At 67.2% G+C, this 24,677-nt stretch carries 26 protein-coding genes and 1 other RNA gene; 11 read left to right on the top strand and 16 right to left on the bottom strand.

Annotated features, from left to right (window positions below):
• The first annotated feature begins 17 nt into the window (after positions 1 to 17).
• The 6 genes from phaR to IFT87_RS02535 all read left to right on the top strand — a co-directional run bounded on the left by phaR (position 18) and on the right by IFT87_RS02535 (position 4,697).
• Positions 18 to 590, top strand: coding sequence for a polyhydroxyalkanoate synthesis repressor PhaR (gene phaR / locus IFT87_RS02560; protein ID WP_031439998.1), 573 nt, complete (start codon positions 18 to 20; stop codon positions 588 to 590).
• 1 nt (position 591) lies between these two features.
• A complete protein-coding gene (locus IFT87_RS02555) occupies positions 592 to 777 on the top strand; it encodes a hypothetical protein (protein WP_031439999.1) in 186 nt (61 codons plus the stop codon).
• A gap of 84 nt (positions 778 to 861) precedes the next feature.
• Positions 862 to 1,722 (top strand): sulfurtransferase, encoded by an 861-nt coding sequence (locus IFT87_RS02550; protein WP_192007361.1) that lies wholly within the window; start codon positions 862 to 864, stop codon positions 1,720 to 1,722.
• Positions 1,719 to 2,930: a cystathionine beta-lyase gene (gene metC / locus IFT87_RS02545; protein WP_037530281.1), complete on the top strand. Its 1,212-nt coding sequence runs from the start codon at positions 1,719 to 1,721 to the stop codon at positions 2,928 to 2,930. The genes IFT87_RS02550 and metC overlap by 4 nt, the downstream gene beginning before the upstream one ends.
• Positions 2,931 to 2,972: 42 nt before the next feature.
• On the top strand, positions 2,973 to 3,626 hold the full coding sequence (gene bluB / locus IFT87_RS02540; protein WP_037530275.1) for a 5,6-dimethylbenzimidazole synthase: 654 nt from the start codon (positions 2,973 to 2,975) through the stop codon (positions 3,624 to 3,626).
• A gap of 222 nt (positions 3,627 to 3,848) precedes the next feature.
• Positions 3,849 to 4,697: a TorF family putative porin gene (locus IFT87_RS02535; protein ID WP_031395899.1), complete on the top strand. Its 849-nt coding sequence runs from the start codon at positions 3,849 to 3,851 to the stop codon at positions 4,695 to 4,697.
• Between the two features lie 216 nt (positions 4,698 to 4,913).
• On the opposite strand, the gene IFT87_RS02530 is transcribed toward IFT87_RS02535, so the two are convergent.
• The 7 genes from IFT87_RS02530 to IFT87_RS02500 form a co-directional block, all read right to left on the bottom strand.
• Positions 4,914 to 5,327 carry a DUF3035 domain-containing protein gene (locus IFT87_RS02530; RefSeq protein ID WP_031440002.1) on the bottom strand — a complete coding sequence of 138 codons (414 nt, stop codon included), beginning with the start codon at positions 5,325 to 5,327 and terminating at the stop codon, positions 4,914 to 4,916.
• Entirely contained in the window at positions 5,320 to 5,823 is a 504-nt protein-coding gene (lspA, locus tag IFT87_RS02525; protein WP_031395901.1) for a signal peptidase II, read from the bottom strand. The genes IFT87_RS02530 and lspA overlap by 8 nt, the downstream gene beginning before the upstream one ends.
• Complete coding sequence (ileS, locus tag IFT87_RS02520) at positions 5,816 to 8,743, bottom strand: isoleucine--tRNA ligase (protein ID WP_192007359.1); 2,928 nt, start codon at positions 8,741 to 8,743, stop codon at positions 5,816 to 5,818. The genes lspA and ileS overlap by 8 nt, the downstream gene beginning before the upstream one ends.
• A gap of 73 nt (positions 8,744 to 8,816) precedes the next feature.
• Positions 8,817 to 9,740, bottom strand: coding sequence for a bifunctional riboflavin kinase/FAD synthetase (locus IFT87_RS02515; RefSeq protein ID WP_192007357.1), 924 nt, complete (start codon positions 9,738 to 9,740; stop codon positions 8,817 to 8,819).
• Between the two features lie 128 nt (positions 9,741 to 9,868).
• Positions 9,869 to 10,333, bottom strand: a complete 465-nt coding sequence (locus tag IFT87_RS02510) for a dihydrofolate reductase (protein WP_192007355.1) — start codon at positions 10,331 to 10,333, stop codon at positions 9,869 to 9,871.
• A gap of 165 nt (positions 10,334 to 10,498) precedes the next feature.
• Entirely contained in the window at positions 10,499 to 11,017 is a 519-nt protein-coding gene (locus IFT87_RS02505) for a hemerythrin domain-containing protein (protein WP_031395906.1), read from the bottom strand.
• 87 nt (positions 11,018 to 11,104) lie between these two features.
• Positions 11,105 to 11,899 carry a thymidylate synthase gene (locus IFT87_RS02500; RefSeq protein ID WP_192007353.1) on the bottom strand — a complete coding sequence of 265 codons (795 nt, stop codon included), beginning with the start codon at positions 11,897 to 11,899 and terminating at the stop codon, positions 11,105 to 11,107.
• A gap of 85 nt (positions 11,900 to 11,984) precedes the next feature.
• On the opposite strand from IFT87_RS02500, the gene IFT87_RS02495 reads away from it, so the two are divergent.
• Positions 11,985 to 12,377 carry a JAB domain-containing protein gene (locus tag IFT87_RS02495; RefSeq protein WP_342211119.1) on the top strand — a complete coding sequence of 131 codons (393 nt, stop codon included), beginning with the start codon at positions 11,985 to 11,987 and terminating at the stop codon, positions 12,375 to 12,377.
• Between the two features lie 34 nt (positions 12,378 to 12,411).
• Here IFT87_RS02495 and IFT87_RS02490 read toward each other — a convergent pair whose 3' ends face one another.
• From IFT87_RS02490 to IFT87_RS02480, 3 genes are read right to left on the bottom strand one after another with little or no spacing between them, the layout of a single operon-like run.
• Entirely contained in the window at positions 12,412 to 13,131 is a 720-nt protein-coding gene (locus tag IFT87_RS02490; RefSeq protein WP_192007351.1) for a class I SAM-dependent methyltransferase, read from the bottom strand.
• 2 nt (positions 13,132 to 13,133) lie between these two features.
• The gene (gene prfB, locus IFT87_RS02485; protein ID WP_031394840.1) at positions 13,134 to 14,261 is read right to left on the bottom strand and encodes a peptide chain release factor 2; all 1,128 of its coding nucleotides are present in this window, start codon (positions 14,259 to 14,261) and stop codon (positions 13,134 to 13,136) included.
• A gap of 57 nt (positions 14,262 to 14,318) precedes the next feature.
• Entirely contained in the window at positions 14,319 to 16,838 is a 2,520-nt protein-coding gene (locus tag IFT87_RS02480) for a penicillin-binding protein 1A (protein ID WP_031440010.1), read from the bottom strand.
• 140 nt (positions 16,839 to 16,978) lie between these two features.
• Between IFT87_RS02480 and hrpB the strand changes: the two genes are divergently transcribed.
• Together hrpB and IFT87_RS02470 are read left to right on the top strand one after the other, a co-directional pair.
• A complete protein-coding gene (hrpB, locus tag IFT87_RS02475; RefSeq protein ID WP_192007717.1) occupies positions 16,979 to 19,435 on the top strand; it encodes an ATP-dependent helicase HrpB in 2,457 nt (818 codons plus the stop codon).
• Between the two features lie 9 nt (positions 19,436 to 19,444).
• Positions 19,445 to 19,726 (top strand): ETC complex I subunit, encoded by a 282-nt coding sequence (locus IFT87_RS02470; protein WP_031440756.1) that lies wholly within the window; start codon positions 19,445 to 19,447, stop codon positions 19,724 to 19,726.
• Between the two features lie 57 nt (positions 19,727 to 19,783).
• Here IFT87_RS02470 and IFT87_RS02465 read toward each other — a convergent pair whose 3' ends face one another.
• From IFT87_RS02465 to IFT87_RS02450, 4 genes are read right to left on the bottom strand one after another with little or no spacing between them, the layout of a single operon-like run.
• Positions 19,784 to 20,287, bottom strand: coding sequence for an NUDIX hydrolase (locus tag IFT87_RS02465; RefSeq protein WP_197975093.1), 504 nt, complete (start codon positions 20,285 to 20,287; stop codon positions 19,784 to 19,786).
• Positions 20,284 to 20,955 carry a TPM domain-containing protein gene (locus IFT87_RS02460; protein WP_037530049.1) on the bottom strand — a complete coding sequence of 224 codons (672 nt, stop codon included), beginning with the start codon at positions 20,953 to 20,955 and terminating at the stop codon, positions 20,284 to 20,286. Before IFT87_RS02460 ends, IFT87_RS02465 begins: the two co-directional genes overlap by 4 nt.
• 1 nt (position 20,956) lies before the next feature.
• Positions 20,957 to 21,808, bottom strand: a complete 852-nt coding sequence (locus tag IFT87_RS02455) for a TPM domain-containing protein (protein WP_056679953.1) — start codon at positions 21,806 to 21,808, stop codon at positions 20,957 to 20,959.
• Positions 21,809 to 21,824: 16 nt separating this feature from the next.
• Positions 21,825 to 22,424, bottom strand: a complete 600-nt coding sequence (locus IFT87_RS02450; protein ID WP_031394860.1) for a LemA family protein — start codon at positions 22,422 to 22,424, stop codon at positions 21,825 to 21,827.
• Positions 22,425 to 22,528: 104 nt separating this feature from the next.
• On the opposite strand from IFT87_RS02450, the gene mscL reads away from it, so the two are divergent.
• Positions 22,529 to 22,999, top strand: coding sequence for a large conductance mechanosensitive channel protein MscL (gene mscL, locus IFT87_RS02445; RefSeq protein ID WP_031394859.1), 471 nt, complete (start codon positions 22,529 to 22,531; stop codon positions 22,997 to 22,999).
• 35 nt (positions 23,000 to 23,034) lie between these two features.
• Here mscL and IFT87_RS02440 read toward each other — a convergent pair whose 3' ends face one another.
• Complete coding sequence (locus IFT87_RS02440; protein ID WP_031394858.1) at positions 23,035 to 23,466, bottom strand: RrF2 family transcriptional regulator; 432 nt, start codon at positions 23,464 to 23,466, stop codon at positions 23,035 to 23,037.
• 60 nt (positions 23,467 to 23,526) lie between these two features.
• Here IFT87_RS02440 and ssrA point away from each other — a divergent pair.
• Positions 23,527 to 23,882, top strand: a transfer-messenger RNA (tmRNA) gene (gene ssrA, locus IFT87_RS02435).
• A 67-nt stretch (positions 23,883 to 23,949) separates the two neighbouring features.
• Here the strand turns inward: ssrA and IFT87_RS02430 are convergent.
• A complete protein-coding gene (locus IFT87_RS02430) occupies positions 23,950 to 24,666 on the bottom strand; it encodes a hypothetical protein (RefSeq protein ID WP_192007349.1) in 717 nt (238 codons plus the stop codon).
• Positions 24,667 to 24,677 lie beyond the last annotated feature (11 nt).

Raw genomic sequence — 24,677 nt, 5'->3', positions numbered from 1 at the left:
ACGTGGAGGGGCTGCATATGAAGAAGCAAAGCACGGTCGACGGGCTTGTCATCATCAAGAAGTACGCCAACAGGCGGCTTTATAATACCGAAACATCATCCTACATCACGCTCGATCATCTCGCGACGATGACTCGCGAGGGCCGTGACTTCAAGGTCGTCGATGCGAAGACCGAAGAGGATATCACGCACAACGTCCTCACCCAGATCATCATGGAGGAGGAAAGCCGCGGCGAGACGATGCTGCCGGTCAATTTCCTGCGCCAGCTGATCTCGATGTATGGCGATTCGATGCAGAAGATGGTGCCCGGCTATCTCGAGGCATCGATGGATAGCTTCCGCCGCAATCAGGAACAGTTCAAGACCGCGGTCGAAGGGGCGTTTGCCCATTCGCCTTTCGCCGACATTGCCAAGCGTAATCTGGCGATGTTCGACGTTGCAGCGCAGGCCTTTGCCCCCGGCAATGCTGCGGCTGCAGCATCCCCCGCACCAGCAGCCGCCAGGCCGGCGGCAACGAAGGACGAGGAGATCGCTGCCCTGCGCACCGAACTCGCCAGTCTTCAGGACAAGGTGGAAAAGCTCGGGAGCTGACATGGCACCGTTGCTGTGGACGGTGAGCGGCGGCTTTGCGGCGCTCGCGATCGCATCGGGTCTGGGCGCCCGCCGTCGCCATCGGCGGCGCGATCCCGACGCGGTCGGCTGGGTCGACTGGCCGACCGTCCAGATGCTTTCGCTCATCGGGCTGGCGGTAACGATCGGGCTGGCGTTCAAGACCTAGCTGGCGGGGCGGCGGCCGAGCCGCGGCCTCGACGTTCGGGCGTGCGCCGGTTACTATTCGCGCCAACCGTCAGGAGGGCAGGTCATGGACACGCTGGTGAGCACCGAATGGTTGGCGAACGCGCTCGAGACCAGCGTCCCGGGCGCTGGCGATCTCAGGGTCGTCGACGCAACCTATGCCGAGGGTCGCGACGCTGCGGCGGACTATGCGGCGGCGCATATTCCCGGCGCGGTGTTCTTGAACCTCGCCGAGCTTCGCGACACCGACAGCGACCTGCCCAACATGCTGCCGTCGCCCGCCAAGTTCGCCAGCCGGATGCAGTCGCTCGGGCTCGGCGACGGCAGCCGCATCGTGCTGTACGACAGCTCGCCTTGGCGCACGGCGGCGCGCGCCTGGTGGATGCTGCGAACCTTTGGTGCGCACAATGTCGCGATCCTCGACGGCGGTCTGGCGAAATGGCAGGCCGAAGGGCGCGAGACGGAGTCGGGCAAGCAGGCGGTGCGGCATCGCCACTTCACCATCTGGGCCGACGACAAGGCTGTTCGCACGAAGGACCAGATGACCGCGAACCTGTCGAGCGGCGCCGAGCACGTCGTCGATGCACGCTCCGCCGCCCGGTTCACCGGTGCCGAGGCGGACCCGCGACCTGGCACCGCATCGGGGCATATCCCCGGATCCAAATCACTGCCCTATGCCACGCTGTTCAACGCGGACGGCACGTGGAAGACGGGCGACGCGCTGCGATCGGCATTCGAGGGCGCGGGCATCGATCTGGCAAGGCCGATCGTGACGACCTGTGGATCGGGAATCACCGCGGCGGTGCTGGCGTTCGGCGCACATCTGCTTGGCAACGAAGCCGCGCTGTACGACGGCAGCTGGTCGGAATGGGGCGGCGATCCGTCGACGCCGAAGGCAATGGGCGCGAAGGCGACAGGAACGCAATGACCGAAACGACAAGGCCGGTCGGCGACGCCACCAAGGTGGTGCTCGCCGGACGTCGCGCGGAATGGACTCGTGGTGTCGGGGAAGGGGCGATCGTCAGTCCGCCGGTCTGGCGGGCGTCGACGATCCTGTATGATTCCGTTGGCCATCTTCGCGACAGCGCGACCCGCGATACGCATCATCGGTTGTTCTACGGTCGCAAGGGCACGCCGACGCAGTGGAGCCTTGCGGATGCGCTGACCACGCTCGAACCCGGGGCGGAAGGCACGTTCCTCTATGGATCGGGGGTCGCGGCGATCGCCGCGGCTTTGCTCTCGGTGTTGTCGCCGGGCGACGAACTGCTGCTGGTCGACAGCGCCTATGACCCGACGCGCGGGATGGCGAACGGCCTGCTCAAGCGGTTCGGCATCACGACCCGCTTCTACGACCCGCTGATCGGTGCGGGCATCGCCGACCTGATCGGCGAGAAGACCCGCGCGATCTTCATGGAAAGTCCCGGCTCGCTCAGTTTCGAGGTGCAGGACATCCCCGCCATTGTCGCGGCCGCGCGCGCGCGCGGCGTGACGACCCTGCTCGACAATACCTGGGCCACGCCGCTGTTCTTTCCGGCGATCGGCCACGGCGTCGATCTGACGATCCTGGCGTGCACCAAATATGTCGTCGGCCATTCGGACGCGATGCTCGGATCGGTGACGGCAGGGCCCGGCCATTTCAAGGCGCTGCGCGAGACGAGCTTTCAGCTGGGGCAGATCGCCAGTCCCGACGATTGCTGGCTCGGCAGTCGCGGGCTGCGAACGATGGCGGTCCGGCTGGCCCAGCATCAATCGAGCGCGCTGGCGATCGCGCAGTGGCTGGAGGCGCGTCCGGAGGTGGCGCAGGTGCTGCATCCGGCCCTGCCTGGCTGCCCGGGGCACGACCTGTTCGTGCGCGATTTCAAGGGATCGAGCGGGCTGTTCTCGTTCGTGCTGGACGGCGGTGACGAGGCGTCGCGGGCCGCGCTGATCGACACGCTCGAGCTGTTCGGGATCGGCTATAGCTGGGGCGGGTTCGAAAGCCTGGCGCTGCCGGTCGATCCGCACCGCTATCGCAGCGTCACCCGCCGCGAGGTCGCCGGGCCGATGATCCGCCTTCAGATCGGGCTCGAGGACCCGGCGGACCTGATCGCCGATCTCGACGCGGGGCTCGCCGCCTTTCGGGCGGTGCGCGGCTAGCGACCTTGCTCGCCGGACTTGATCGGGTACAGCGTGCCAGCCATGCACACAGAACCGCCCGACGCTGGAGGCCCGGTCTTCGATACGGCGTTTCAGGCCAGGCTCGACCTGCTGTTCCGCTGGCGCCGTGACGTCCGCCGGTTCCGGCGCGATCCGCTGCCCGCGGGCGCAGTCGACGCGCTGCTCGCGGTCGCCGACGCCGCGCCGTCGGTTGGGCTCAGCCAGCCCTGGCGGTTCGTCACGATCGACGACTCCGCCCGACGCGACGCGATCCGCGCGGACTTTGCCGCCTGCAACGCCGCCGCGCTGGCCGGGCAAGACGAGACGCGTGCCGCGCTCTACGCCCGGTTGAAGCTCGCCGGGCTCGAGCAGGCGCCCGTTCACATCGCGGTGTTCGTCGAACCCGATCCTAGTCAGGGCCATGGTCTGGGGCGTCAGACCATGCCGGAAAGCGTCGCCTATTCCGCCGTGATCGCGATCCACACATTGTGGCTGGCGGCGCGCGCCCAGGGGATCGGGCTCGGCTGGGTCTCGATCCTAGACCCCGCGCGGATCGCGCACATTGCGGGCGTGCCGGAGGGATGGCGGTTCGTCGGCTATCTCTGCCTCGGTTATCCCGAACGCGAGGCGGACATGCCCGAATTGGCGCGCGAGGGCTGGGAAGCGCCGCGTCGCACGCCGATCCTGCGTCGATAGGCCGGCGCGCACTCGCGCGTTGCAACCGAGACGGTGTGGCCGGTGCGCAACATCCATGGCGTCAACACCGCGCCTGGCGCAATAATCGCTTGTGCAGTGCATCAACGACTGTCATTCATTTGTCACCGCAGGAAAGACCGCGCTCGGAGGCCATGCCTCGATAGATGCGGCGTCCGCGGGTGCAGGCGGGGACATCGAATTTCCAGTTTCGAAAGGGAAACGATGCGCTTCTCCACTATCCTCTTCGGCGGCCTCGCGCTGGCTGCCGCACCCCCTGCGTTCGCGCAGGATACGGCGCCACCCAAGGACGTCACGGTCAGCGGATCGGTCGGACTTGTCAGCGACTATCGCTTTCGCGGCGTGTCGCAGTCGGACGAAAATCTCGCGGTTCAGGGCGGCATCACGATCGCGCACAAGAGCGGCGTCTATATCGGCACCTGGGGATCGAACCTCGCCGGCTGGGGCACGTTCGGCGGCGCCAACATGGAGCTCGACCTGATCGCCGGGTACAAGCTTCCCGTCGGTGGCGGCACGCTCGACGTCGGCGCGACGTGGTACATGTACCCGTCGGGCTTCGACAATACCGACTTCATCGAGCCCTATGCCAAGCTGTCGGGCACCGCCGGCCCGGTCGCGCTGACCGCGGGCGTCGCCTATGCGCCCAAGCAGCAGGCGCTGGGGCCCTGGTATTCGAACGGCACCTCGGCCGCCAATGGGGTCTATGACCGCGTCAACGCCAAGGATTCGAACCTGTACCTGTGGGGCGATGTCAGCAGCGGCATTCCTGATACCGGCCTGACCGTGAAGGCGCATGTCGGCTATTCGAACGGCAACAAGGGGCTCGGGCCATTCGCCACCAGCGTGTCGCCGACCGGCGAATATTTCGACTGGCTGGTGGGTGCCGATTACGTGATTCCGGGCACGCCGCTGACCTTGGGCGTCGCCTATGTCGATACCGACATCAGCAAGGCGGAGTCGGCGTATCTCCAGCCGAGCTTCAGCCGTGGGCAGGACGGCGTCGGTTCGATCGCCAACGGGAAGGTGCTGGCGTCGCTGACCGCCGCATTCTGACGTAACGCGGGCGCTGTCGTCGTCTTGGCGCTTGGCCGGGATGGCGGGAGCGCGCGGTTGCGGCATTTTGCACCGTCGCTTCATGCCCCATCTCGTTACCCCAGCGGAAGCTGAGGTATCCTACGGATCAGGGCGGGCGGGGTGGCCATCGACCGAACACGAAAAAGGGCGGCCCCCCTGCGGGAGCCGCCCTTTTTCGCGTCTTGCAGCAACCGATCAGTTGGCGGTGGCGCGCGCATCCTGGCCGTCGCCTTCGGGGGCGGCAACGATGTCGCGCGTGGTCGAGCCCTTGTCGATCACGGTCGTGCCGGGATCGCCCGCGCTGGACCGGATGCCGGGGTCGGCCGCGCTGGGGCCAGCTTCGCTCAGCACGCCGGCTTCGGCAGGGCTGCGCGCAGCGGTGCCGCCGAACAGCGCGTCGAGCGTCTGGGCGTTCGCGGCGGTATCCTGCGGCCGTGCGGCACCCGGCTGCGGCGGCACCAGCGCGAAATCGGGCGGGATGACCAAAGGAGCCTGGCGGGCGACGGCGAACTCGTCCGGTCGCGCACGATCGAGGCTCTTGCCGGCGCCACAGCCGGACAGCAACGCGACGCTCGCCAGACCGGCAGCCAGGGGCACAAACTTACGCATGGGAATTCTCCACAGGGGGCTTCTCGCGCACGAGCAGCGCCCGGACAAGCAGGACGAGCACGCCGACAGTAATCGCTGCATCCGCGACATTGAAGACCAAAAACGGGCGCCACTCGCCGATATGCAGGTCGGCGAAATCGACGACATAACCGAGCCGGATCCGGTCGAGGATATTGCCGACCGCACCGCCGAGCACGAAGCCCAGCGCGATCTGATCCGCCCTGTTCTTTTCGCGCGTCATCCAGATTGCGACCCCGACCGAGATCGCGCCCGTCAGAAGCACCAGCGCCCAGCGCGTCAGATGGCCATCGGCGGGCAGCAACCCGAGCGAAATGCCGATATTGGGCACGAAGCGCAGGTCAAAGAACGACGTGATCGTCTGCGCATCGCCGAGCGAATCGATCCCGAGCGGACGCGTCACCGCCCATTTGCTGAGCTGGTCGGCGAGGAACAGCGCGATCGCCGCCCCGAAGCCGGCCTTTGGCAGGTTACGCATGCGCCACCACCTCTTCGCACCGGTTGCAGAGCTCGCCGTCGGTGGTCACCTCGGGGAGGTGGCGCCAGCAGCGGCCGCATTTGTGGAAGTCGGTGCGCGTCACGGTGACCGCATCGCCCGGCGTGACCTTGGCGACGATGAACGCCTCGGCCAGCGCGTTGGCGTCGAGCAGCATCGATGGGACGGTGATCTCGGCCTCGAGGCTGGACCGCACGGTCTTCTCGCGGCGCAACGGCTCGATCGCCTCGGTGACGGCGACGCGCAGCGCGCGGATTTCCTGCCACTTGGCGCCGACGACGTCGTCCGCGTCGAGCGATGGGAGCGACGGCCATTCGAGATAATGGACCGAGCTGTCCTCGCTCGGGAAGCGCGACTGCCAGACTTCCTCCGCGGTGAAGCACAGCACCGGCGCGGCGTAGCGGACCAGCGCGTGGAACAGCACGTCGAGGACCGTGCGATACGCGCGGCGCTTCACGTCGCCGGGCGCGTCGCAGTAGAGCGAGTCCTTGCGGATATCGAAGAAGAACGCGGACAGGTCCTCGTTCGCGAAGTCGGTCAGCAGCCGCGTGTAGCGGTTGAACTCATAGCCTTCCGCCGCCTGGCGCAGTTCGGTGTCGATCATGCCCAGGCGGTGGAGCACGTAGCGCTCAAGTTCGGGCATGTCGGACACCGCGACGCGTTCCGACTCGTCGAAGCCCTCGAGCGCGCCGAGCATGTAGCGGAACGTGTTGCGCAGCTTGCGGTAGGAATCCGACGCGGTGGCGAGCACCTCCTTGCCGATCTTCACATCGTCGAAATAGTCGGTCGAGGCGACCCACATGCGCAGGATGTCCGCGCCGCTCTCGCCGATGATCTTCAGCGGATCGACGACGTTGCCGAGGCTCTTCGACATCTTGCGGCCCTGGCCGTCGAGCGCGAAGCCGTGGGTGAGGACCGCATCATAGGGTGCGCGACCGCGCGTGCCGCAGCTTTCGAGCAAGCTCGACTGGAACCAGCCGCGATGCTGGTCCGACCCTTCGAGGTACAGGTTGGCGCGTGTGCCTTCCCCGTAGCGCGCTTCGACCGTGAAGACGTGGGTGCAGCCCGAATCGAACCAGACGTCGAGGATGTCCTTCACGACCTCATAGTTGGCGAGGTCGTAATCGGGGCCGAGCAGCGCCTGGTGGCCGTCGGCGTACCACGCATCCGCGCCGTTCTGGCGGAAGGCTTCGACGATGCGCGCGTTGACGGCGGGGTCGTTGAGGTACTGGCCGGTGGCGCGGTCGACGAACAGCGCGATCGGCACGCCCCAGGCGCGCTGGCGCGAGATGACCCAGTCGGGGCGGCCCTGCACCATCGACGTGATCCGGTTTTCCGAGCGTGCGGGGATCCAGGTGGTCGCGGCGATCGCATCGAGCGCGATCTCGCGGAGGGTTGCGCCGTTGCTCGATCCAGGCCCTTCGACTTCGCTCAGGGCGAACGGTGTGGGTGCGTCGATGGCCCCGGGCGTCGGCGTGCCCTCAACCCCTACCGTGGGTGAGTCCGCATCCCCAACCCCGTTCGTGCTGAGCGAAGTCGAAGCACCCTGGATCCCGACCGACGTCGCCGCATCCATCGGGATGAACCATTGCGGCGTAGCGCGGAAGATCACCTTGGCCTTGGAACGCCACGAATGCGGGTAGCTGTGCTTGAAGTCGTCGCTCGCCGCGAGCAGCGCGCCGGTCGCGCGCAGGTCGGTGCAGATCGGGCCGTCGGCGGCCACGAACTTCTTGTTGATGACGGACCCTTGCCCGCCGAGCCAGGCCCAGTCGGTGCGGTACATGCCCGCACCGTCGACCGCGAAGACGGGGTCGATGCCGTACTGCTTGCAGAGCTCGAAATCGTCCTCGCCGTGATCCGGCGCCATGTGGACGAGCCCGGTGCCCGCGTCGGTGGTGACGAAGCTGCCGGGGAGGAACGGGCGGGGCTTCGCGAAGAACCCGCCGAGGGTGTGCATCGGGTGGCGTGCGGTCGCGCCTTCCAGTTGCGAACCCTTACCGCGCCACTTGATGTTCTCCGACCAAAGATCGAAGCCAATGCGCGTGCGAACGCTATCAAGCAGATGCTCGGCGATCACGACATAGCGATCGTCCGCAAGCACGCAGACATACTCGATCTCGGCTCCATAGCTCAGCGCCTGGTTCACCGGGATCGTCCACGGCGTCGTCGTCCAGATCACCGCATGCGCGCCGACCAGTTCGGGCGCGTTCGGCGCGTCGACGATCTCGAAGGCAACGTCGATCTGCGTCGAGACGATGTCCTCATATTCGACCTCGGCCTCGGCGAGCGCGGTCTTTTCGACCGGCGACCACATCACGGGCTTCGCACCGCGGTACAGCTGGCCACTCTCGGCGAATTTGAGCAGTTCGCCGACGATCGTCGCCTCGGCGTCGTACTTCATCGTGAGGTACGGATCGGCCCAGTCGCCCATCACGCCGAGCCGCTCGAACTCGCCCTTCTGCACGGCGACCCATTTTTCGGCATAGGCGCGGCATTCGGCGCGGAACTGGTCGACGGGGACGTCGTCCTTGTTCAGCTTCTTCGCGCGATACGCTTCCTCGACCTTCCACTCGATCGGCAGGCCGTGACAGTCCCAGCCGGGGACGTAGGGCGCGTCCTTGCCCATCAGCGATTGCGAGCGGACGATGATATCCTTCAGGACCTTGTTCATCGCATGGCCCATGTGGATGTCGCCGTTCGCGTACGGGGGGCCGTCGTGCAGGATGAACCGCTCGCGCCCGAGCCGCTGTTCGCGCAGCCGGTCGTAGATGCCGAGCTTTGCCCAGCGCTCGAGGATCGCCGGCTCCTTGGCGGCGAGACCGGCCTTCATCGGGAAGTCGGTCTTCGGCAGGAAGACGGTGTCGCGATAATCGCGCGCGGCGGGGGCGGGTGCGTCGGTCATAGGTGGGGCGGGCTGTAGCCGAGCCGGGGGCCCGTTGCCATCCCCCCTCCCGCACGCACCAGCAGTGGCGCAGTCAGCCGAGGATGGTGCGCGCGCGGTCGCAGTCGATGTCCATCTGCGCGATCAGCGCGTCGAGGTTGTCGAACTTCGCCTCGGGGCGCAGATAGTCGATCAGCGCGACCTCGATCGTCTGCCCGTACAGGTTCTCGGCAAAATCGAAGAAATGCGGCTCGAGCAGTTCCTTCGGCGGATCGAAGCTCGGGCGGATGCCGAGGTTCGCCGCGCCCTTAAGCACGCGGCCGTCCTCCAGCCGGCCGGTCACCGCGTAAATCCCGTAGGCGGGGCGCAGATAGTTGCCCATGTCTAGATTGGCGGTCGGATAGCCGATCGTGCGGCCGAGCTTGTCGCCATGCTGCACCACGCCCTCGATCGCGAACGGGCGCGTCAGCAGCCGGGTCGCGGTCGCCATGTCGCCGGCACGCAGCGCCTCGCGGATCCGGGTCGAGGACACCGTCTCGCCATCCAGCGCGACCGCGCGGACGGTTTCCGCCCGGAAGCCGTGGACCGGGCCGCGCGCGGCGAGCGTGTGGACCGTGCCGCTCTTGGCATGGCCGAAGGTGAAGTCCTCGCCCGTCACAACGCCGCCGATCCGAAGATTGCGTTCGAGCCGGTCGGCGACGAACTGCTCGGCGGTCAGCGCGGCGAGATCGCCGTCGAAGTGGAACACCACCATCGCATCGGCGTCAGCGTCTGCGAACAGCCGCTCGCGCTGGTCGAGCGTCGTGAGGCGGAAGGGGGGCGTATCGGGGCGGAAATGGCGGACCGGATGCGGATCGAACGTCGCCACCAGCGCGGGGCGACCCTCCGCCTTGGCCCACGCGATCGCGCGCGCGACCACCGCCTGGTGACCGAGATGGAATCCGTCGAAATTACCCAGCGCCACGATCCCGTCCGCCAGATGCGAAGGGATGGATGCGCCACCGTCGAGCCGTTGCATGCACGGGTCAGTACCCAGACGCCGCGGATGACGATAGTCCTTCCGTGTCGTTGTCTCCCGCGCCTCCTTGTTCTTCCGCGGAGGCGGGAGCCGGGTCCGAGCCCCCGCCTCCGCGCGGGGAACGGTCTTTACCGGCGGGTGAGGGTGACGAAGCTGTAGGGTGGACGCTGCTTTTCGCCCGGGTGGTCTTCGCGGGCAATCTCGTGCCAGCCGTCAAACGCGGGGACGATGGCGTCGCCTTCGGGTTCGTCATGGACTTCGGTGAGCTCGATCCGGTCTGCATGGGGGAGCAGTTGCGCATAGATCTGCGCGCCGCCGATCACCGCGACGTCTTCGCCGGCCATCGCGAGTGCCTCGTCGATCGAATGCGCCACTTCCGCGCCGTCGGCGTGCCAGTGACCGCGGGTGAGGACGATGTGGCGGCGGCCGGGAAGGGGGCTTCGGAAGCTCTCGAACGTTTTTCGGCCCATCACCATCGGCTTGCCCATCGTCAACGCCTTGAAGCGCTTGAGATCAGCAGGGAGGCGCCAGGGGAGCTGGCCGTCGCGACCGATGACGCCGTTGCTGGCACGGGCTAGGTAGAAGGTGATCATCGGCGCATCATGCCGGATATGGGGGCGGGGGGCTATGCTTGTATCACCACCCCGGCGAAGGCCGGGGCCCAGTTGGGGGACGTCGGTGGTGAAAGACGGCGCTCCGTTACGACCACCTTTCCACCTGGACCCCGGCCTTCGCCGGGGTGGTAAGAAGCGGGTGGATCAGTTCGGGGCGTGTTCCTTGACGTACGCCTCGGGATCCTTCTCGACGACCTTCACGCCGTTCAGGTGGTTCGCCTCGAACGCCGCGAACCGGACGCCCAGCTCGTGCCGCTCTTCCAGCGTCGCATGCTTGCGGAAATCGGTCAGGCCCTGGCGCTCTTCCTCGGCGAGGTGATCGCTGTTCGCCTTGTTGCATTCGCCGACCGCCTCGAACCACGCGTCCGAGCCGACCGGGTGCTTGTCGACCGCTTCGCCGGTTTCGCGGATGTCGTTGTGATCCTCGATCGCGTCCTCGGTCTCCTCGGCGGCCGAGTCGGCGTCGTTGCCGCCGGTGCCTATCTTCATCAGCCGCGGGTAGAAGAAGCGCTCCTCCGCCTCGGCATGCGCGTCGAGCAGGTTCTTGAGGCGGGTCCACAGTGCCGAAAGCGCCTCGGTGTCCTTGGCGTCGATGCTGTCGATCTGTGCGAACAGCGCGCGCTGCTGGGCGTGTTCGTCGAGGATGAGCTGGGTGATGTCCATGATGGCCTTCCGAATGGGTTCGGACGGTCAACCGCGCGCGCCGTCACGGGTTCCTATTGCGATTCGCTCTCTGTTCGGGCGGCGGGTTCACACCGCGACGGGTGCCTTGATGTGCGGCTGCGCGACGTAATCGTGGAGTACGAAATCCTCATACTCATACGCGTCGATCGAGTCGGGCGTGCGCACGATCTCGAGCCGCGGGAGCGGGCCGGGGGTGCGGCCGAGTTGCAGTCGCGCCTGCTCGAGATGATTCGAATAGAGGTGGCAGTCGCCGCCGGTCCAGATGAACTCGCCGACCTCGAGTCCGCATTGCTGCGCGAGCATGTGCGTCAGCAGTGCGTAGCTGGCGATGTTGAACGGCACGCCGAGGAAGATGTCGCCGGAGCGCTGGTAGAGCTGGAGCGAGAGCTTGCCGTTCGCGACATGCGTCTGGAACAGGCAGTGGCAGGGGGCCAGCGCCATCGCGTGCAGATCGCCCGGGTTCCACGCGCAGACGATCTGGCGGCGCGAGGCGGGGTTGGTCTTGATCTGGTCGACCAGCTCGGCGATCTGATCGATATGGCGACCGTCGCCGGCCACCCAGTCGCGCCATTGCTTGCCATAGATGGGGCCGAGATCGCCGCTCTCGTCCGCCCATTCGTCCCAGATCGCGACCTTGCGGTCCTGCAGCCAGCGGACATTGGTGTCGCCGCGCAGGAACCACAGGAGTTCGACGATGATCGAGCGAAGGTGGAGCTTCTTCGTTGTCAGCACGGGAAAGCCCTGTGCGAGATCGAAGCGCATCTGCGCGCCGAAGACGCTGAGCGTGCCCGTGCCGGTGCGGTCCATCGTCTCGACTCCGGTCGAGAGCACGCGGTCCATGAGGTCTAGATATTGGCGCATCGCGACGGCCTAGCGGTGCGGGACGGATCGCTCAAGCGGATGCAGTTGTGGATGCGACAGGGGCGGCTATGCGGCAGTCGAGGTGGTGCCCACGTTGCCCGCCTCCGGTCTGATCATTGCCGACCTCGCAGCGGCGTGCGCGCTGTTCGCAAGACTTGGGCATGCCGCGACCGAGGCTGTGGCGGTCGCCTATCTTGATCCGAATCGGAGGCTTTTGGGCATGCGGCATGTGGCGGGCGGGCGCGATCAGGTGCGGATCGCAGTGCGCATCATCGTGGCCGATGCGCTGGCGTTCGCGGCGCAGGGGGTGGTGATCGCGCACAATCATCCGAGCGGGGACGTGACCCCGAGTATGCGCGACGTGGCGTTTACCCGTACGCTGGCGGCCGGGTTGCGGACCGTGGAGGTCGTGCTGTTCGATCACGTGGTGATCGCTGGCGACCGGGTGGCGAGCCTGCGCGCGATGGGGGTGGTCTGACGGTCCGGAGCAACAGTTGCTCCACCCGGTGGCGCTATTTCGTCCGGCAGGCGCGGATCGCCTCGGGCGCGGGGCGCGGGCCGGTCGCGCGGAACATGGCCATATAGCCGCCTGCCGACGGCATCTCGTCCCTGTCGACCTGCGTATAGCCGACCGCCGCGAACTCGCATTTGAGCAATGCGGGCGGCGTACCGTGGTTGCGCGTCTCGCGATCGGCATCGACGACGACGACCAGTCCGGCGGGTTTCAGCGAAGGGCGAAGCCGCCACAGGAACTCATAGGGCTGCTCGATCTCGTGATACATGTGCACCATCAGCACGCGGTCGAAACTCGCCGGGGGGAGCTTTGGATCATTGGCTTCGCCGAGTCGCACGCTGACATTGGCGAGGTCCTCACGCGCGACGCGCTCCGCCAGCTGGTCGCGCACGCTCGCGACGATGTCCTCTGCGAGAACGCGACCATCCTTGCCGACGCGGGCGGCGGCGCGGATGGTGTAATAGCCCTCGCCTGCGCCAATATCGGCGACCGTCATGCCCTTGCGGATATCCGCCTTGGTCATGACCTCGCCCGCCTCGTTCAGCCGGTCGCGCGCCTCCTCGTTCGACCAGCGCGCGGAAACGATCGACGCGACCGGCCGGTCGGCGGCGGGGAAGGGGCCCGCATCCTTGGGTTCACGCTGGATCAGCGGTTTGCTGCCATCGCATGCCGCTAGCAGCCAGATCGGGGACAGCAGCAGGGCCAGGACGCGCGTCATCTTCAATCGACGTCCTCCACCTCGACCGCCTCGCCGGTCACACGCTGCGACAGCGCGGCGGCCATGAACGCCTCGAGATCGCCGTCGAGCACGTCCGACGGACTGGTCGAGACCACGCCGGTCCGCAGGTCCTTCACCATCTGGTACGGCTGCAGCACATAGGACCGGATCTGGTGGCCCCAGCCGATATCGGTCTTCGATGCATTCTCGGCATTGGCCGCCTGCTCCCGGATCGCGAGCTCGCGTTCATAGAGCCGCGCGCGGAGCTGGTTATAGGCCTCGGCCTTGTTCTTGTGCTGCGATCGCTGGTTCTGACACTGCACGACGATGCCAGTCGGGACGTGCGTGATGCGCACGGCCGAGTCGGTCGTGTTGATGTGCTGGCCGCCTGCGCCTGATGCGCGATACGTATCGATACGCAGGTCGCTCTCGTTATACTCGACCTCGATATTGTCATCGACGACCGGATAGACCCAGACGCTGGCGAACGACGTGTGACGACGCGCCGCGGAATCATACGGGCTGATCCGCACCAGCCGGTGAACGCCGCTCTCGGTCTTGGCATAGCCATAGGCGTTCTCGCCCTTCAGCAGCAGCGTCGCGGACTTGATCCCCGCCTGCTCGCCCGAATGCTGGTCGACCAGCTCGACCTTCAGCCCGTGGCGTTCGCCCCAGCGCGAATACATCCGGCTGAGCATGCCCGCCCAGTCCTGGCTCTCGGTCCCGCCGGCGCCGGCATTGACCTCGATATAGGTGTCGTTGGCATCGGCCTCGCCCGCAAGCAGCGCCTTGATCTTGTCCTTGTCCGCGCGGGCGGCGAGTTCGGCGAGCGCGGCGACGCCGTCCGCTTCCATCGCGGTGTCGCCCTCGGCCTCGGCCATTTCGATCAGCTCGGACGTGTCGCTGAGCTCGCTTTCGATCGCGCGCGTCGCACTGATCGCCTCGTCGAGACGACGACGCTCGCGCATCACCTCCTGCGCAGCCTTGGGGTCCGACCAGAGCGCCTGATCCTCGACGCGCGCGTTCAGCTCGTCGAGACGACGCAGTGCGCGGTCCCAGTCGAGAAAACGGCGCAACAGCGCCAGCGCGTCCTTGATGGTGTCAACGTGAGCCTGCGCTTCGGCGCGCATGGGTATTCTCCAGTGTTGGGGTCGGCATGAACAGCCAACCCCGGAATATGGGGACGGCTAGTAGATTCCGCCCTGTCTTTGCAAGAAATCGCTGTCGCGCGGAGCCTCTGCCTTAGGGGCGGCGGTCGGCGCGGTGGTGGTGGTGGGAGCGGGGCCCGCACGGCGCGCGGCACGCCGCGGCTCGCTTTCGGGCTTGAACGCTTCCCAGATGACGCCCGGCTTGGGATCGTCGGTGTTCGGCCATGTCCCATAGACCGGGCGGCCACTCCCCCGGTCGATCCGGACCATCCGGATGCCCGCGGGTGCGCGGAATGGCAGCTTGGGCAGATCGGCATAGGCCTTGACCGCGAATTGCTTGAAGATCGGCGCCGCCAGCGTGCCGCCCTGCGCCGCGCTGCCAAGGTTCCGCGGCGTATCGAAGCCGATATACAGCCCGCCGACATATTGCGGGGTTCCGCCGATGAACCAGACGTCGGTCGGGCCATTGTTCGTGCCCGTCTTGCCGAACATTGGCCGATCGAGATCACGCAGCGTCACCGCGGTACCGCGCTGCACCACGCCTTCGGTGATGTGGACCATCTGATAGGCGGTCATCGCGTCGAGCACCTGGCGCTGGCGCGCGACCGGACGCGGCATCGGCTTGCCGTCCCAATCGGGGGCGTTGCACCGGTCGCAGGCCCGCCAGTTCTCGGGCCAGATTACCTTGCCGTGCCGATCCTGGACGAAGTCGATAAGCGACGGCGGCCCGCCCTTGCCGTTGTTCGCGAGGATCGAATAGGCGTTGACCATCCGCCCCACGGTCGTCTCGCCGGCACCCAGCGCGAAGGAGAGATAGGGCGCGTAATCGCCGACGCCCATCTTCTTGATGGTGGCCACGACCTTGGGCATGCCGGTCTGCGCGGCGGCGCGGACCGTCATCAGGTTGCGCGACTGTTCGATGCCCCAACGCATCGTGTGCGGCCCGGCGCCGCGCGAATTGCCGAAGTTGCGGAAGCATTTCTGTCCCAGCCGCGCACCCTGATAGACACAGAACGGCCCGTCGACGATGATCGAGGCGGGCGTCATCCCGTTGTCGAGCGCGGCGGAATAGACGATCGGCTTGATCGTCGATCCAGGCTGGCGCATCGCCTGGGTGGCGCGGTTGAACGCCTGGAGCCGGTCGTCGAAGCCGCCCTGCATCGCAAGCACGCGGCCGCTGGCAGGCTCCTCGACGACGAACGCACCTGAGACCTTGGGGATCGCCCGGAGCGCGAACTCGCCGCCTTCGGGCGCGACCGCGATGATGTCGCCGGTCTTGATCGCCCCGAACGCATTGCCGCCCTTGCCGCGCACCGCCATCTGCGCGGCATATCGTGGCAGCGTGCCGGTCTTGCCGGTGCGGAAGCCGAGGCTCCAGCTATTGCCGTCCTTGCCGGTCACGATCGCCGCCACCCAGTTGCGGTAATCGAGTGCGATGTTGCTGTTGAGCAACGGCTGGAGCCAGTTGTCGTCCTCGATCTCGACATGGCGGATCGGCCCGTTCCAGCCGCGCCCGCTGTCGAAGCGGACCAGACCATCACGCAAGGCCTGCTGCGCCAGATCCTGCAACCGCGTGTCGAACGAGGTCCGCACCCAGAGGCCGCCCGAGTAGACGCTGTAAGGGCCGTCCTTCGCGCTTTCGCCGAACTTGGCCATCAGCTGGCGGCGGACTTCCTCGACGAAATAGCCGCCGACGCTTTCAAACCGGGGCGTGCGTCGCAGCACGACGCCCAGCGGTTCGGCGTTCGCCGCGTCGAATTGCGCGCGGGTGATGAACCCGTTCTCGAGCATCCGGTCGAGCACATAGTTGCGCCGCGTCATTGCGCGGTCGTGATAGCGCACCGGATCGTAATTCGACGGACCCTTGGGCAGGATCGCGAGATAGGCGATCTGTGCGAGATCGAGCTGGTCGAGGTCCTTGTCGAAATAGGCGTGGCTGGCGGCTTCGACGCCGAACGCGTTCCGGCCAAGCGCGATCTGGTTCAGATAGAGTTCGAGAATCTGCGGCTTGGTCAGCGTATCCTCGATCTTATACGCCAGCACCGCTTCGCGCAGCTTGCGCGTCGGCGAATATTCGTTGCCGATCAGAAGGTTCTTGGCGACCTGCTGCGTGATCGTCGATCCGCCGCGGGCGCGTCGGCCGCTGCCGATCTTCGAGACATAGTCGAAGACCGCGCCGGCGAGCCCCGGAAAGTCGACGCCGTGATGCTCGAAGAACGACTTGTCCTCCGCGGCCAGGAACGCATTGATCAGCATCGGCGGATATTCGGCGAAGCTGAGCTCGACGCGACGTTCGCGCGCATAGCTGTGGATCGGTGCCCCATCGATCCCGCGCACATTGGTCGGCAAGGGCGGTTCGTAGGTGCGCAGCGTATCGACCGAGGGAAGGTCGCGGACGACGATCAGCCAGAAGCCGAACAGCGCGATCAGCCCGAGGCCGAACAGCGCGAGCGCCGCCTTGGTCCAGCGGCTCGCCCAGACGCGCGCGATACTGCCGCGCAGTCTGTCGGTGGTCCGGCGGGTCGCCGTCGAAGAGTTTGGGGAAGGATCGGACGCCATATTCGTGCCCCGCGTCTAGCAGGTTCGCGCGTCCTTGCCAGCCGCGTTCGGCGGGGTGGGGGCTGGGCACGACGGTCGCGGTGGTGCGCGACCCCCGGAAAAGCGGTTGCGCCACGACCGATCTGTGGCAGCAGGCGGCGATGACTCCGCCGCCGCTACCGATCCTTGCCGTCCTGCCCGAACTGCTTACCGCGCTGCGTACGCGGTCCTCCGCCGTGCTCGTCGCGCCGCCGGGCGCGGGCAAGACGACCGCGGTCGCGCCTGCGCTGCTCGAGCAAGCCTGGTGCACCGGCGAGATCCTGCTGCTCTCACCCCGGCGCCTCGCCGCGCGCGCCGCGGCGGAACGCATGGCGGCGACGGCGGGCGAGCCGGTCGGGCGGACCTATGGCTATGCGACGCGGATGGACAGCAAGCGATCCGCGGCGACGCGCGTCACGGTCGTCACCGAGGGCATCTTCGTCGCGCGGATCCAGTCCGACCCGGAACTGGCGGGGGTGTCCGCGGTGCTGTTCGACGAGGTGCATGAACGCAGTCTCGATGGCGATTTCGGGCTCGCACTCGCCCTCGACGTGCAGGCGGGCTTCCGTCCCGACCTGCGGCTCGTCGCGATGTCGGCCACGCTCGACGGCGCGCGGTTCGCGGCGGTGATGGACGACGCGCCGGTGATCGAGAGCGAGGGGCGGAGCTATCCGCTGACGCTGCGGCATATCGGTCGCCCGGGGGAGGCGCGGATCGAGGATGGCATGGCGGCGGCGATCCGCCGTGCACTCGTAGAGGAGCAGGGCGGCGTGCTCGCCTTCCTGCCGGGCGTCGCGGAGATCGAACGGACCGCGGACCGGCTCGCGAACCTGCCCGACGACATCGTCGTGCACGAACTTCATGGCAGCCTCGATCCGGCGGCGCAGCGCGCGGCGATCCTTCCCGAACCCGATGGCCGTCGCAAGGTCGTGCTGGCGACCAGCATCGCCGAGACCAGCCTGACGCTCGACGGGATCCGGATCGTCGTCGATTCCGGTCTCGCGCGGCGTCCGCGTTACGATCGCGCGGCGGGCATGACCCGCCTCGTCACCGAACGCGCGAGCCAGGCCGCGGTCACGCAGCGCGCCGGGCGTGCCGCGCGTCTGGGCCCAGGCACCGCCTACCGGTTGTGGGAAGAGCCCGCGACCGCGGGACTGCCGCGATACGATCCGCCCGAAATCCTCGAGGCTGATCTGTCCGCGCTGGTGCTCGCCTGTGCCTTGTGGGGTGTCGCCGACCCCCGTGACCTGCGCTGGATCGATGCGCCGCCCGCTGCGGCGATCGACGAGGCGCTGCGCCGGCTGGCGACGCTCGAGGCGATCGACGAGGACGGTCGTCCGACGGCGCATGGCCGTGCGATCGCAAAGCTGCCGATGCCGCCGCGGCTTTCCCATATGCTGTTGCGCGCCGGAGAGCGGGGGCTGGCCGAGGTCGCCGCGCAGGTCGCGGTGCTGCTCGGCGAGCGTGGCATCGGTGGGCAGGACGTAGATGTCGAAACCCGCTTGCGCCGCTGGAAGACCGAACGCGGCGCGAAGGCGCAGGCCGCGCGCGGGATGGCCGAGCGGTGGGCCCGCCTCGCACCGTCGCGCGGGTCTCTCTCGCCGGCAGACGGGGGCGTCGCCACGTGCATCGCGCTTGGCTATCCCGACCGCGTCGCCCGGCGGCGTGATCCGTCCGGCGAAACCTGGGCATCGGTCGGCGGACGCGGGTTCCGGCTCGATCCGACGTCGCCGCTGGCGCGTGCGGAATGGCTTGCGGTCGCCGATACGCAAGGGTCCGCGGCGGGCGCGCGGATCCTGTCCGCGGCGGTGATCGATCAGCCGACGGTCGAGGCGCTGTTCGCCGATCGGATCGAATCGCGCCGCACGGTCAGCTTCGACCCAGCGACCGGCGGCATCCAGGCGCTCCGCGAACGCCGGCTCGGCGCGATCCGGCTGTCGAGCGGACCCGACAGCGGCGCCGATTCCGACGCGATCCTCGCCGCGCTGCTGGAGGCGGCTTGCGAGCACGGTCTTTCGCTGCTGCCGTGGAGCGACGGCGGGCAGGCGTTGCGCGACCGCGCCGCTTATGCGGGGGTGCCGCTCGACGATGCGGCGTTGCTCGACCGCCTGGACGAATGGCTCGCGCCTCTGCTCGTCGGAAAGCGCCGACTCGATGCGATCGCCCCGGGGGCACTCGTCGAGGCGTTGCGCAACCTCCTCGGCTGGGATGCAATGCAGATGATCAACCGCCTCGCGCCGCCCGATTTCACGAGTCCGGCGGGCAGCACGCACGCGATTGACTATGCCGCCGAGGGAGGGCCGCGCGTCGAACTGCGCGTCCAGGCGCTGTTCGGGCTCGGCGTGCATCCGACCATCGGCGAAGCACGTGTCCCGCTGGTGCTGAGCCTCACGTCACCGGCGGGACGCCCGATCCAGACGACGCGCGATCTGCCCGGTTTCTGGGCGGGAAGCTGGGTCGCGGTCGCCAAGGAAATGCGCGGTCGCTACCCCAAGCATCCCTGGCCCGACGATCCCGCCGCGGCATCGGCGACGCTGCGCACGAAAAAGGCGGATGCAAGGGGCGCAACTTCGCGATAAGGGGAGCCCATGCCAACCGCCCGTATCTTCCAGCGCCCCAAGAACGCCATGCAGTCCGGCAAGCACCGGACCGACAGCTGGCAGCTCGAATTCGAACCCTCGGAGCCCAAGCGCCCCGACCCGCTGACCGGCTGGGCCGGCAGCGGCGACACGCGAGACCAGCTCCGCCTGTTCTTCCCGACCGCCGAGGCCGCGATCGCGCATTGCGAGCGTGAGGGGTTCGGCTACACGGTCGTGCCGGCGCCGCAGAAGACGCTGAAGCTGCAGAGCTACGCGGACAACTTCAAATAAGCGACTACCCGACGCCGTTCCGGCGACGGGGTTGAAAACGGCTCAGCGCGCGCGTCGCTAGAGGATCGATCCCGCGAGGATCAGCAGCATCTTCGCGTCGATCGCGACGCCCGCCTCGCGCTTCGCCGCGACAAAGGCGGGAATGTCGGTGAGTGGTACGCGGTGGACGGTGATGTTCTCGTCACCATCGCCGCCGCCGTCGCCGACCCTGGTCAGCCCGGTCGCACGGACCAGCGTGAAGCATTCGGACGTCATCCCCGGCGACGAATAGAACAGCCCCAGATCCTCGATCGCAGCCGCGCGGTAGCCGGTTTCCTCCTCGAGCTCGCGCCCGGCGGCGACCGCGACGCTCTCGCCCGCGGTCTCGTCACCCACCAACCCGGCGGGCAGTTCGAGGCAGGCGCGGCCCAGCGGTACGCGAAACTGTTCGACCAGGATGACGTTGCCGGCGTCGATCGCGACGATCACGGCCGCGGCGATCTGCCCGCGACGTTCCGCATATTCCCAGGTGCCTTCAGTCTGCACGGTCAGGAACTTGCCCGCCCATACGGTCGTGCTCATAATTCGATCAGCCTGTCGGGAAGTTCGTTGATCGCCGCACCGGTTCGCGGGAAATGCTCGGCGAGTACCGTGCCGATCTGCGCGACGGCATCGGCCATGCCGTCTGCCGGCCGGTCGTCGCGCACCGCGGTGAGCACGGCCGCCATCGCCGCGCCCCAGATCTCGTTCGGCACGCGCGAATGGATGCCCGAGTCCGCGACGATCTCCGCGCGGTGTTCGGCAAGCGACAGGTACAGCAACACGCCGGTCGCGCCGCGCGTGCGCTTTTCCGCGCCCGCCCGGAACAGCATCACTGCACGCCGGCGCACCCTGCGCGATTTCGTTGCGCCTGGCGTCAGCGCGAGCCGTAGCGCGGGGATGGTGAGCAGCAGGCGCATGCCCAGGAACACCAGCGTCATCAGGACGAGCGCGATCGCGAACAACGCGCCCTGTGGTGCCGACTGCGCCCACGGGTCGACGAGCCGCGCATAGATCTGGTCGGCCGCCAGCGGGTGCAGCGCGAGCACCGCAAGGCTCAGCAGCATGGCAAGCACGGACCATTGCAGCGAGACGTCGTGATAGGCGTCGGACTGGCGCGCGACGATCGTGACGATCTCGCCCGTCGTCGTGGTTTCGGCCTGCGTAACGGCGGCGGTGACGCGGCCGTGATCGGCTTCGCTCAATCGCATGTCACCAACTCCCCGATGCGCCGCCGCCGCCGGCAGAGCCGCCGCCGCCGCCGCCAAAACCGCCGCCCATCCAGCCACCGCCGCCGCTGTCGCCGCCACCGCCGCCCCAGCTGCTGCCACCGCCGCCGCCGCGCCGTGACATCTCGTTGGCGATGCTCCACAACACGATCGGCAGTGTCCCGTTGCCGCCGCCACCGCTTGAATAGCGGGTGCCACCGGCACGCCGCGAGATCATCGGAATGACGATCGCGGCGGCCACGATCCCGAAGATGATCAGCCCGATCGGCACGCCGCCACCGTTGCCGGACGGCGCGCGGCGATGCGTCTTGTCATATTCGGCCGCCGCCGCGCCGACTTTCGTGCGGGCCTCTGCGTCGGGCAAAGCGAGCTGGTCCGCGACCGCATTCGTGCCCGCGACGATCCCGCCGGTCATGTCGCCGGCCTTGAAGCGCGGCAGGATCTGCTGGTTGATCACGACGCTCGAAAACGCATCGGTCAGGACCGGTTCCAGCCCATAGCCGACCTCGATCCGCACCTTGCGGTCGTTCGGCGCGACGAGCAGGATCGCACCGTTATTGGCGTCCTTCAGCCCGACCCCCCAGTTCCGCAGCAGGCGATAGCCATAATCCTCGATCGGATAGCCCTGCAGATCGGCGATGGTCGCGACGACCAGCTGGTTGCCGGTCGCTTTTTGGAGATCGTCGAGTCGTTTCGTGAGCGCCGCTTCCTGCTCGGGCGGGATCACGTTTGCCGCGTCGACGACGAAGCCGGTAAATTTCGGGAAAGTCTGGGCGCCTGCGGTGCCGCTGCCGAGCAGCACCGCGAAGAGGAGCGCCGCGAGGACGCGGATCATGCCGCCGGCCCCGCGATCAGCTCGCGTTGCCGAAATTCACCGTCGGCGCCGTCTCGGCCCCCGGCGTGGTCGCGGCAAATGGCACCATCGGCTTTGCGCCATAGAAGATCTTCGCGCCGACCGCGTCGGGGAAGGTGCGGATCTTGGTGTTATAAGCCTGGACCGCGCCGTTATAGTCGCGCCGTGCGATCGTGATGCGGTTCTCGGTGCCTTCGAGCTGGCTCATCAGCGTGGTGTAATTGGCCTGGCTCTTGAGCTCGGGATAGGCTTCCTGCAGTCGCTGCAGCGACAACCCGACGGCACCCTGCACGCGCGAGAATTGCTCGATCTTCGCAGGGTCGGTCAGGTCGTCGCCAGAGACCTGCACCGTGCTCGCCGCGGCGCGCGCCTGCGTCACCTCGACCAGAATGCTCTTTTCCTGCGCGCCGGCCGCCTTGACCGTCGCGACGAGGTTGGGGATCAGATCGGCGCGACGCTGATAGTCGTTTTGCACATCGGCCCAGCGCGCCTTCACATTTTCCTCGGCGGTCGGGATGCTGTTGATCCCGCAGCCGCCAAGCGTCGCCGCGAGCGCAACGACGGCGGATCCGCGAAGAATCTGGGCATAGGACGACATCGGGGCTCTCCTGCTGGTCTGTATCACCCCCATAGGACAGCGGACCGGCTTGGCGAAACCGAAATCGATGGCTAGCGTGCGGGGGACTGGAAAAGGGGGCGCAAATGCTCAAGGAATTCAAAGCGTTCATCATGCGCGGCAACGTGCTTGATCTGGCTATTGCGGTGATCATCGGGGCGGCGTTCAGCAAGATCGTCACCTCGCTGACCGACGACGTGCTGATGCCGGTGATCGGCAAGATTTTCGGCGGGCTCGACTTTTCGAGCTATTTCTGGCGGATGGGGCCTGTCCCCGCAAACTATGCCGGTTCGCTCAGCGACTATGCGGCGCTGAAGAAGGCGGGGGTGCCGTTGCTCGGCTATGGCGCGTTCGCGACGCAGCTCGTCAACTTCGTGATCGTCGCCTTCATCATCTTCATGATCCTGCGCGTCGTGAACCGCGCGGCGGCGCTGATCGAGCGTGAAACCGCGCGGCTTAAGCGTGAGGAAGAAGCGACTCCGGTCGCGCCCGCGCCCGAGCCGGTCGAGATCGCGCTGCTGCGGGAGATCCGCGACGAGCTCAAGGCGCGGGGTTGATCGTCCTGGCCCTCTCCCTGCGGGGGAGGGCGGGATCAGGCTGCGGCCAAATCCTCGGCGTTGGCATCCGCCAGGCTCGTGCCGTCGAGGATCCGCGCAGTCTCGTCGCGGACGCGCATCATCGCAAAGCGGATCGCGCAGTCTGCCTCGCTCTTGCAGTCGAGGCAGGGCCGATAGGCCGTGCGGCTGACGCAGGGCACCAGCGCGAGCGGGCCCTCGATGATCCGGATGATCTCGCCGAGCGAGATCAGGTGGCTGGGGCGCGACAGGCGATAGCCGCCCATCTTGCCGCGATGGCTGTGCAGCAAGCCGGACTCGCGCAGGTCCGCAAGGATCAGCTCGAGAAACTTGCGCGGGACATTGGCCTCCGCCGCGATGCGGGTCATCGGGATCGGTGGACCACCGACCGGGGCGCCGCCAAGGAAGATCATCGCGCGAAGCGCGTAGCGAGAGCGCTGCGTCAACATAATACAGATTTCTATGCACGCGGTTTGTGGCGAGCGAAAGGCCGCAAAGGGCAAAATCACGGGCTTTTAATCGGCCGACCGCCACTCTATATCACAAGCGTCGTCGGGGGAATTCTCCTCTGGTGACTATGGCGATAAACCGTGGCGTGTCATAGACACAGCGGACCCGGGGGCAGTACCCGGCGACTCCACCACCGCCCTCTTCGCAAGAGGGGGACGATGACGGGGTCGAACTAGGATCGACGTGTGTTCAACGACGCTATGTTTCGCTCGGAATGGGACCACCGCAACGGCCCATACACAAGTGCCAACGATAACGAAGCACTCGCAATTGCCGCATAACTGACGGTCTAACGACCTAAGTTATACGGACGAAAGCGCGGTTCGGGCCACACCGGGCAACAGAAGTGGAAACCGGCGGTACGGGGGGCACCGAGCAACAGAAGCTCCCCACTCAAATCCTACTCAAGCGCGTGCCCGCCGTCAGGCGGCGAGTTGGGCGACCAGCTTGTCGAGCTGCGGGCTGAACCCGACGATGCCGATCAGCAGCTGGACGAGGGTCAGCATTGCCGCGCCCCACCAATAGGCCAGGTGCACCCGCCCGCGCAGTTGCGCATCGAACAGCATCGCGGCCCCTAGATAGGCCATGGTCGCGATGAATATCGCCCAGGTCCCGGACGGACCCATGAGCGGCATCGGCAGGATGCGCCCCAGCGCCGGCGACATGATCAGGATCGTCGCGGACAGCATCAGGCGCTTGTGCCAGTCGGACCGGTGTCTCAGCTGGATCGCCCAGCCCGCCAGGATCGCAAAGCCAATGATCTGTAGGTCGAGCGCGAGAAAAAGGCCCGGCGTGAAGAAGGGCGGGACACGGTTTAGCCGGACGGCCATGACCGTCGTCGCGACGCCCACCACGACCATGACCGGGACCAGACACGCGGTTGCGACGCCCAGTCGCCGGTGCATCGCGATCGACCCCCGGTCGACCAGCCAGTTCTGCGCAACGTAGAGGATGATCCAGCCGAAGAAGACGGCAGCGTGCAGATGGACCTGGGCGGGAAGCCCGACGATGTTCCAGTCTGTCCGCTGCAGGTCCAGCCCGAACCCCGCGAAGACGGTGACCGCGATGATCGCAGCCAGCATGAGATAGAAACGCCGCTCGGCGGTGATCGCCGACACGCTGGTCGCCAAGGTTGCCATGATGCCCCCGC

The organism is Sphingomonas sp. CFBP 8765 (genome assembly GCF_014841445.1).
Lineage (GTDB): Bacteria > Pseudomonadota > Alphaproteobacteria > Sphingomonadales > Sphingomonadaceae > Sphingomonas > Sphingomonas aerolata.
The sequence above is the reverse complement of the archived record's forward strand: the minus strand, read 5'-3'. Positions and strand labels throughout refer to the sequence as shown.

Excerpts from the sequence above, each read along its gene's own strand:
- IFT87_RS02550 (WP_192007361.1), top strand. The coding sequence starts at position 862 with ATGGACACGCTGGTGAGCACCGAATGGTTGGCGAACGCGCTCGAGACC.
- mscL (WP_031394859.1), top strand. The coding sequence starts at position 22,529 with ATGCTCAAGGAATTCAAAGCGTTCATCATGCGCGGCAACGTGCTTGAT.
- ileS (WP_192007359.1), bottom strand. The coding sequence starts at position 8,743 with ATGACCGACGCACCCGCCCCCGCCGCGCGCGATTATCGCGACACCGTC.
- bluB (WP_037530275.1), top strand. The coding sequence starts at position 2,973 with ATGCACACAGAACCGCCCGACGCTGGAGGCCCGGTCTTCGATACGGCG.
- IFT87_RS02470 (WP_031440756.1), top strand. The coding sequence starts at position 19,445 with ATGCCAACCGCCCGTATCTTCCAGCGCCCCAAGAACGCCATGCAGTCC.
- IFT87_RS02455 (WP_056679953.1), bottom strand. The coding sequence starts at position 21,808 with ATGATCCGCGTCCTCGCGGCGCTCCTCTTCGCGGTGCTGCTCGGCAGC.
- IFT87_RS02480 (WP_031440010.1), bottom strand. The coding sequence starts at position 16,838 with ATGGCGTCCGATCCTTCCCCAAACTCTTCGACGGCGACCCGCCGGACC.
- IFT87_RS02500 (WP_192007353.1), bottom strand. The coding sequence starts at position 11,899 with ATGCGCCAATATCTAGACCTCATGGACCGCGTGCTCTCGACCGGAGTC.
- IFT87_RS02430 (WP_192007349.1), bottom strand. The coding sequence starts at position 24,666 with ATGGCAACCTTGGCGACCAGCGTGTCGGCGATCACCGCCGAGCGGCGT.
- IFT87_RS02465 (WP_197975093.1), bottom strand. The coding sequence starts at position 20,287 with ATGAGCACGACCGTATGGGCGGGCAAGTTCCTGACCGTGCAGACTGAA.
- IFT87_RS02535 (WP_031395899.1), top strand. The coding sequence starts at position 3,849 with ATGCGCTTCTCCACTATCCTCTTCGGCGGCCTCGCGCTGGCTGCCGCA.
- IFT87_RS02510 (WP_192007355.1), bottom strand. The coding sequence starts at position 10,333 with ATGATCACCTTCTACCTAGCCCGTGCCAGCAACGGCGTCATCGGTCGC.
- IFT87_RS02450 (WP_031394860.1), bottom strand. The coding sequence starts at position 22,424 with ATGTCGTCCTATGCCCAGATTCTTCGCGGATCCGCCGTCGTTGCGCTC.
- lspA (WP_031395901.1), bottom strand. The coding sequence starts at position 5,823 with ATGCGTAACCTGCCAAAGGCCGGCTTCGGGGCGGCGATCGCGCTGTTC.
- IFT87_RS02490 (WP_192007351.1), bottom strand. The coding sequence starts at position 13,131 with ATGACGCGCGTCCTGGCCCTGCTGCTGTCCCCGATCTGGCTGCTAGCG.
- IFT87_RS02505 (WP_031395906.1), bottom strand. The coding sequence starts at position 11,017 with ATGGACATCACCCAGCTCATCCTCGACGAACACGCCCAGCAGCGCGCG.
- IFT87_RS02555 (WP_031439999.1), top strand. The coding sequence starts at position 592 with ATGGCACCGTTGCTGTGGACGGTGAGCGGCGGCTTTGCGGCGCTCGCG.
- metC (WP_037530281.1), top strand. The coding sequence starts at position 1,719 with ATGACCGAAACGACAAGGCCGGTCGGCGACGCCACCAAGGTGGTGCTC.
- IFT87_RS02515 (WP_192007357.1), bottom strand. The coding sequence starts at position 9,740 with ATGCAACGGCTCGACGGTGGCGCATCCATCCCTTCGCATCTGGCGGAC.
- IFT87_RS02460 (WP_037530049.1), bottom strand. The coding sequence starts at position 20,955 with ATGCGATTGAGCGAAGCCGATCACGGCCGCGTCACCGCCGCCGTTACG.
- phaR (WP_031439998.1), top strand. The coding sequence starts at position 18 with ATGAAGAAGCAAAGCACGGTCGACGGGCTTGTCATCATCAAGAAGTAC.
- IFT87_RS02440 (WP_031394858.1), bottom strand. The coding sequence starts at position 23,466 with ATGTTGACGCAGCGCTCTCGCTACGCGCTTCGCGCGATGATCTTCCTT.
- hrpB (WP_192007717.1), top strand. The coding sequence starts at position 16,979 with ATGACTCCGCCGCCGCTACCGATCCTTGCCGTCCTGCCCGAACTGCTT.
- prfB (WP_031394840.1), bottom strand. The coding sequence starts at position 14,261 with ATGCGCGCCGAAGCGCAGGCTCACGTTGACACCATCAAGGACGCGCTG.
- IFT87_RS02530 (WP_031440002.1), bottom strand. The coding sequence starts at position 5,327 with ATGCGTAAGTTTGTGCCCCTGGCTGCCGGTCTGGCGAGCGTCGCGTTG.